Here is a 7,116-nt window from a genome sequence, read left to right as displayed (position 1 = left end):
TGTGCGGCACCTGTTCCAAAAATGTCTTATTCTGCTCTGTATTGATGAGCTGGAATACAATCTTCTCGTTAGCATCCCTCATAATGCTGTCCACATCAACAACCGGAGTCTGCTCATATGCCCTTTCCATGAAGTCACATGCAGCCATAAGTGTTTCCTCAAGATCGCCACAGTCCTGATACTTCTTATACATGTCATTGATATAAATCGTAGGCGAAATGTTCCTGCCTTCTTCTCTTAAGATGATGCCATCAAGAGTCACATTCACCTTTTCCACGGGTTCTGCCACAAGCTCCATTCCTTTGAACTTCTCAGGCATATAATCCATAAACTTTTCTTTTACTACTTCCTTAAAAATCTCGTAATTCATCATATTACGGTTCCTCCTTAATCTAAAAAAGCAGGGAACATAAGTTACTGGCTTACATTCCCCGCAAGGTTAATTGTTACTGTTTATTCTTTTTCTTTCTTCCACGAAGTCCTACTCCAACACCTGTAATAAGTGCAAGTGCACCAATTCCAAGATAAAGAAGCGGATTTGCATTGTCGCCTGTCTGTGGAAGCTTAGGCTCTGTCGGTACATTGACAAGCTTAAGAGTTGCTACAACAACATCCGGTGCATTGTCATCATATCGAAGAGTTACATCATGAGCTGTTTCATCAAGGATATATCCGTCAGCTGCCTTTGTCTCAACTACTGTATAATGGATATCTTCCTTGAATGAACCATCCTCGTTGTAAGTGCAGATAGGAAGTTCCTTGCTCTCTGCATGACCATTCTTGTCAGTAGTGAGTGTATCAAGCACCTTTCCGTCCTTATCCCTTACTTCAAATACAACACCCTCGATCGGCTTTCCGGTTACTTTGTCAGTTTTCTCAATGACAATCTTACCGACTGCCTGTTCATCTTTCATGGATACCTTCTGGATTTCTGCTGTCTCCTTTACTTCAAAGGTTACATCACTTGCCACCTTATATCCATATGGTGCAGATTCCTCTCTGAGTGTGTACTTTCCGACAGGAAGTCTCTCAATCATATGAGTCTTTCCTGCCTCTGATGTCCAGCTCTCAACAAGCTTTCCATCAGCATCAATAACCGAAAGCTTTGCTCCAGGCAATTCTTTCTTGCCTGTGATATCAGTCTTTGAAATTTCTACCTTGATCGGTGCATTTTCAAATGCTGCGTCAAACTCGATAACCTTTACCTTATCTCCCTGATATGAAGCATCCACATCAAAAATCTTATCAGACTTCACATAGCCCTTTGGTGCCTCAATCTCTTTGACATAATACTGTCCAAGCGGAAGGTCAGAGGTAAATGTTACTTTGCCATCCTTTCCAGTAACACCTCTCTCAATCTGTGTATCTGCTTTGACAATGACTTTTCCATCTTTATTTACGATATCCTCTTTCGCAAATAAGCCGAATACTGCACCTTCAAGAGCATTCTTCGTCTCTGAATCAGTCTTTGTGACAGTAATCTGCACCTTCTGTCTCTCATTGGTTACATCCATTCCCGCAAATACAACCTTTGTATTCTGGTCGATATAAGAAAGGTCTGCATCAATCGGTGTATCATCCAGCACAAATCCATCTAATGTCTTTGTCTCTACAAGATAATACTTTCCAAGTGGAAGGTCATCAATTCTTGCAATGCCCTTATCGTTCGTAACAATGGTTGCTACCTTGTCACCAGCTTTGTGGTATACAGTTCCAAGTCCGTCTGCACTCACAATATCCTCTTTTGCATATACATCAAAGGTTACTCCTGCGAGACTATCCTTGAAGTAATTGAAAATGAAATCATACCAGTGTCCCTTCATAAGAGTGGTATCTGTTACAAACTCACCATCCTTGTTGATTACGATAGAACCTGTCGGAACCTCGTCCTTCATCTCGACATGCTGCACATCGCCTGTATCCTCTACTGTAAACTGAATATCGGTTGCTTTCAGGTATCCGTATGGAGCAAACTCCTCACGAAGTGTGTAAGTCTCGCCAACTACAAGCTTCTTGATTACATGAGCTTCCTTTGCATCAGATGTCCATGTGTCTACCACATTTCCATCCTTATCAAGTACAGTAAGTGTTGCACCACTAAGCTCTGCGCCACTTGTAATATCCGTCTTTGTAAATTCAAAGGTTGTCGGAGTATTTTTATACTCGCTGCTATATACAGCAGTTTTCACATCCTGTCCCTGATACTTGGTATCAAAGGTTACTACCTCTTCGTTTGTCACATATCCGGCAGGCTTTTCAATCTCTTTTGCAACATACTTTGCAAACGGATAATCCTTAACAAAAGCAATCTTTCCGTTTTCATCAGAAGTTGCTTTCTCAAGGAGTGTACCCTTTTCGATGATTACCTTGCCATCCACATTCTTGATGTCCTCATCTGCATAGAGTCCGAATACAGCACCTGCAATCGGTGTGTTGTCCTCTGAATCAAGCTTTGTCACTGACATATCAAGTTTCTGTCTGTCATTAGAGAAAGTAAGACTTTCCTTGATAACAGGTGTCTTATCATCCACATATGTGAATGTCACTTTCTGCTCATTCGGATTTAATACATAGCCGTATGGTGCTTCCACTTCCACAACTCTGTACTGTCCAAGAGGAAGATTCTTAGCTGTTGCCTTTCCATCCTTGCCTGTTGTAAGAGTTGCCACGAGGTCGCCCTTACTGTAATACTTGGTGCGGTTACCATCTGCGTCCTTCTGGTTGTCTGCTGTGAAAATATCTTCCGCTGCATACACCTTGAATACTGCTCCGGCAAGAGAGCCCTCTTTATAGACAAACTCCTTATCCTCAGAGTTTGCAAAAAGTCCGCCCTTAAATCCGTCAAGTACCTCTCCCTTCTTTTCAACAGTAAGTTCTCCTACTGCCGGGGCATCGGAATATTCCACTGTGATGATGGCATCATTGGTATCTCCATCAGTCTCAAATGCTGTGTCTGTATCAACCGAAATGTTGATATAGTTATCGTTTACCACATATCCGAATGGTGCTTTGACCTCTTCAATGCGGTAGTTACCGATTTTAAGTGCTTCCGGTAAGATTAAATCTCCATCCTCATCTGTAAAGAATGAAGTATGCTTAACCTTTGACGGATAAGTTGTGTACTGGGTTACATATTCATTCTTATCAAGGTTGAAAATCTTAAACTCAGCATTTGGTACAAGTACTGTCTGCTTTGTATCAGAATCCTTCTTGATTACACGAAGCTTTGCTGTAAACTCCCTGTCTAAGAAAACTCTCCATGTCTGAGGCTCTGTTGGATGGTTCTCCTTAATCTTTACCTCAAATGGCTTGATAGTTTTCATGTTGTGAGGAGTCTTTGACTCTACTACCACATAGGTTCCATAAGGAATTGCAATAGAAACTGCATGTCCCTTGTCATCGGATGTGATTGTTGTTGCTCCGTTTTCCCCGATTACTACCGGAGTTGCCTTGTCAAAGTCATAACTTCCATCTGCCTTTACAGGTAAAGATGATTTCAAATAAGCTGTGAACTCTGCACCTGCCAATAAGCCTGCTTCAGTATCATCGCCATTGTCCGATACCTTGATAAGCTGGAATGGCTGCTTGATGACCTGCTCTGCTGAGGTTGTGCTTCTTGATACCTCTGCTACAAGGTCTCCCTCATAGTCGCAAACTACATCGTGCTCCTCTTCATCAAGAAGATAGCCTTTTGATGGTGTGATTTCTTTCACATAATAGTTGCCAAGATAAAGGTTATTTACCTCTGCCTCGCCATTCTTATCTGTTGTAAGAGTTGCAACTAAGTCCCCTGATTTAAATACAACACCTGTTGCTCCGTCCGGATGCACGATATCGTTTCTCGCATAAAGACCATAAACTGCACCTTCAAGGCTTGCATCTCCCTGGGCTACTGCCTTGCCTGATTCCTTATCTACCTTGTAGATATGAATCTTTGCTGTGGTTCTGTCATTTACAAATGTGTGACTGAATGATGCCTTTGCCTGTGTTTCAGGTAATACATTGAAATTGAAGCTGTAAACATCTTTACTGTTTCTGATATACGCATATGGTGCCTGTGTCTCTGAGACATAATATCCGTTAGAGATTGGCAGATCCACGCTGTAGCTTGCCTTTCCGTCCTCACCTGTAGTTACTGTCTCAAGAGCTGTACCCTTTGTCACAATAACCTGTCCGGCATAGTTTTTGATGTCATTTCCGGCATAAAGTGTGTACTTGCCACCATCAAGAGGATTCTCTGTGTCAGAGTCCTTCTTTACGACAGATACATCGGCTTTCTGTCTTGTATTCTCAATCGTAGTTGATTCATACTGTACTGTCACAGTCTGGTCCTTATACTCAACTGCTACTGTCTGAGGTGTGGTATTGATTGTATAACCATCAATGCTCTTAATCTCAGTAACCACATAGGTTCCAAGATGAAGGTCAGATAATACCACCTGTCCGTCAGCTCCTGTTGTAAGGCTTTCTGCTACAACATCGCCAGCACTATACACCTTTGTACCATCTGCCTTGTAGATATCTGCTCCTGCTGTCACCTTAAATGTTGCTCCCGGAAGCTTCTTTTTCTCATAAATAAAGTTACTTCCATTCCATGAGCTGAGCACTTCACCTTCCTTGTAGATTGTGATTGCTCCAAGCTGCTCCTTATCTGTTGCAGAGATTCCGGTTGTCTGTCCCGCTCTTACAGTAAGAGTATGAACCTTACCGGAAAGAACATAGCCCTTTGGTGCTGTAATCTCTTTTACATAATAAGTGCCTGCGACAAGTGCAGCTGACTTTGCATATCCGTTTCCATCTGTTGTCATGGTCTGTACTCTGTTTGTGCATCCGCTGTCAGAATAAATTCCATAGACTGCACCGGAAAGCTTCACTCCGCTTGACTCATCTGTCTTTGTAAGCTCACCATATCCGATGTTCTCTGTCTTGACCTTGATATAGGCTTTGACAGGATCTGCTGTCGGTCTTTCAGAAATAAACTCCTGATATCCGCTCTTTCCTGTAAGCCAGAATACACAGCTTGATGTTGTCTCAACCTTGCCAGCATTGGATGTGAATGTTCCTGTTGTAGCTGTGGTATTCACACTCGTTGAAGAGATTGTAATACTGTTGCCATTCTTATCAACAGAATATCCGCTGATGCCAAAATCAAAGTCTGATAAGACACCATTGCTGTCAGATAATGTTGCTTCAAATCTCTGACTTCCCTCATTCCACTTCAGCTCATAAGTTGGTGCCTCACTGGTTCTGCGTGATGCAAAACTTGGAAGTGTTGCATTGTAGGAGCTGCTGATATTGTCCCTAAGTCTCTCATAATAGCTGTATGAAGAATCAGGACTTGGTGCTGTGTTACAGAGCTTTCTTGCTGCTGAATCACCGCTTCCGGTTCCAAAGATATCTGCTACAATAACCCATACCATTGCCTGAGTTGCGATATACTCATCGCACTGACTGTTGCTTGGTGCCGCCTTTTGTGTACTGTTAAACCCATAATAAAGGCAGTAACTTAAAAGCTTTCTCTGCTGTGCTGACATTGATGTGCTCGCATCATCGTAGCTGTTCATAAGCTGACCGCCATCTGCTCTTAATCCGAAATTCATACAATATGCAGAATTTCCGTCAAGAATTGAATACAGAATCTTGCCATGATTATATCCGGGCTTCAGCTCACTTACTTCTCCGGAATTTTTGACTGACGCATTCCAGAACGCAATATTTGCCTGCGGACTGGCTGCAAATGCTGTTGTTCCATTCGTAAAGAGTGTTCCAACCAGTGTGAGCATAGCCATAAATCCTGCCATAAAACGCTTTAGTTTCTGTTTCATGTGCTCTTTCCTCCTTAAATCTCAATTAGTTCAGAGCCTATTCGCAAAATTGCCTACTGCAATTTTTGCTCATGTGGCGTATCCGCCAAATAAAATTTCAAAATCAGTCTTAGAAATGCAAGCATTTCACAACCGATTTATGAAATTTTGCTTGGCTCTGAACGGGTACAAAAAAAGAAAGACATAAGTTTATAGCTTACATCTTTCTTCCTTCTGCTTCTATTCGTTTTTATTTATCTGTGACATCGAAACTCGTAATAGTTTGTACCGCCTGTCGTGTAAACTCCATCATAACTGATGTAGAATACCGGATCTGTTTCCAAAAGTAACATACTTGCAATATATCCTGCGATTGCATCCTCAGATGATAACCGCTGTCCATCAATGGTACTTGCTTTGTTGAGGTCTGTCTCTACAAACACACTATAATAAGAGCCTTCCATACCATCGTAAGGATAATACTCATTGTACTCTTCCTGCGTGATACTGCCGTCATTCAAATGATTCTGTAAATTCTGCTGTGTGGTAATCATCCCTCCTGCCTGACACTTTGCTGTTGCAAGTGACACAACATTCTGTGGACTGTATGCCACGGATGCAGGCTGTGGATTGCTCACATTGTCTTTCGGACTGTCTGTAGTCTGACCACCATTACCTGCATTACTCTGATTTCCGCCAGCTTCCTCATTATCATTTACTGAAGCTTTCTGTTCCGGCTCGTCATTCTGCTTTGGCTTTTCTTCCTGCCTTGAAGCAGTTTCATTATCAGCGGACCGGTTATCTTCCTTATCATTCTTCTCTTCTGAATCTTTAACCTCGGCAATATCTTTCTCTGTCTCTTCGCTTCCAGCTTCGGTTGTGACCTCTGTGACAGCTTCCGTTGCCATTTCTGCTTCTTCAGTTGGCTTTACGCTTTCCGTCTGTTTCTCTGTCTGATTATCAGCCTTTTCCTTACCACCATTACAGGCAGCCATTGAAAAGACCAGTACTGCGGATAATAAGATAATACTTATCTTCTTCATAGTAATCGCCCATCCCTTCTCCGCAAGAGGGACGGGCTTTGTGTTCCGTGCCATCCACCCTTGCGGTGAACTATTTATCTGTAATGCACGGGACACATAGGACTGTCCCGTATTCTGTGCATCTTAAACTCCTTTCATTATACCAGCTCTCTTATTCTAAAGAAATACTGCATAAGTCTTCTGTTTTTCTTGTAATTTAAGAATAAACCCTTTACCTGCATACGCTCACCTCCTCTCAGAATGTGCCCATTCTTACGAATGAAAGAAAT

General features: G+C 42.2%; 3 protein-coding genes. All 3 read right to left on the bottom strand.

The genetic code is table 11. The features are described 5' to 3' along the window. The coding region (locus tag WMO38_RS14750; RefSeq protein ID WP_349163185.1) for a DUF5688 family protein at window positions 1-373 on the bottom strand (373 nt) is incomplete at its 3' end. Window positions 374-446: 73 nt separating this feature from the next. Further along, window positions 447-5,825, bottom strand: coding sequence for a SpaA isopeptide-forming pilin-related protein (locus WMO38_RS14745; RefSeq protein ID WP_349163184.1), 5,379 nt, complete (start codon window positions 5,823-5,825; stop codon window positions 447-449). A gap of 233 nt (window positions 5,826-6,058) precedes the next feature. Further along, window positions 6,059-6,901, bottom strand: coding sequence for an ICP22 family protein (locus WMO38_RS14740; protein WP_117528215.1), 843 nt, complete (start codon window positions 6,899-6,901; stop codon window positions 6,059-6,061). Between the last annotated feature and the right edge of the window lie 215 nt (window positions 6,902-7,116).

The organism is Lachnospira hominis (ex Hitch et al. 2025) (assembly GCF_040096395.1).
In the GTDB taxonomy this organism is placed as follows: Bacteria; Bacillota; Clostridia; order Lachnospirales; family Lachnospiraceae; genus Lachnospira; species Lachnospira hominis.
The sequence above is the reverse complement of the archived record's forward strand: the minus strand, read 5'-3'. Positions and strand labels throughout refer to the sequence as shown.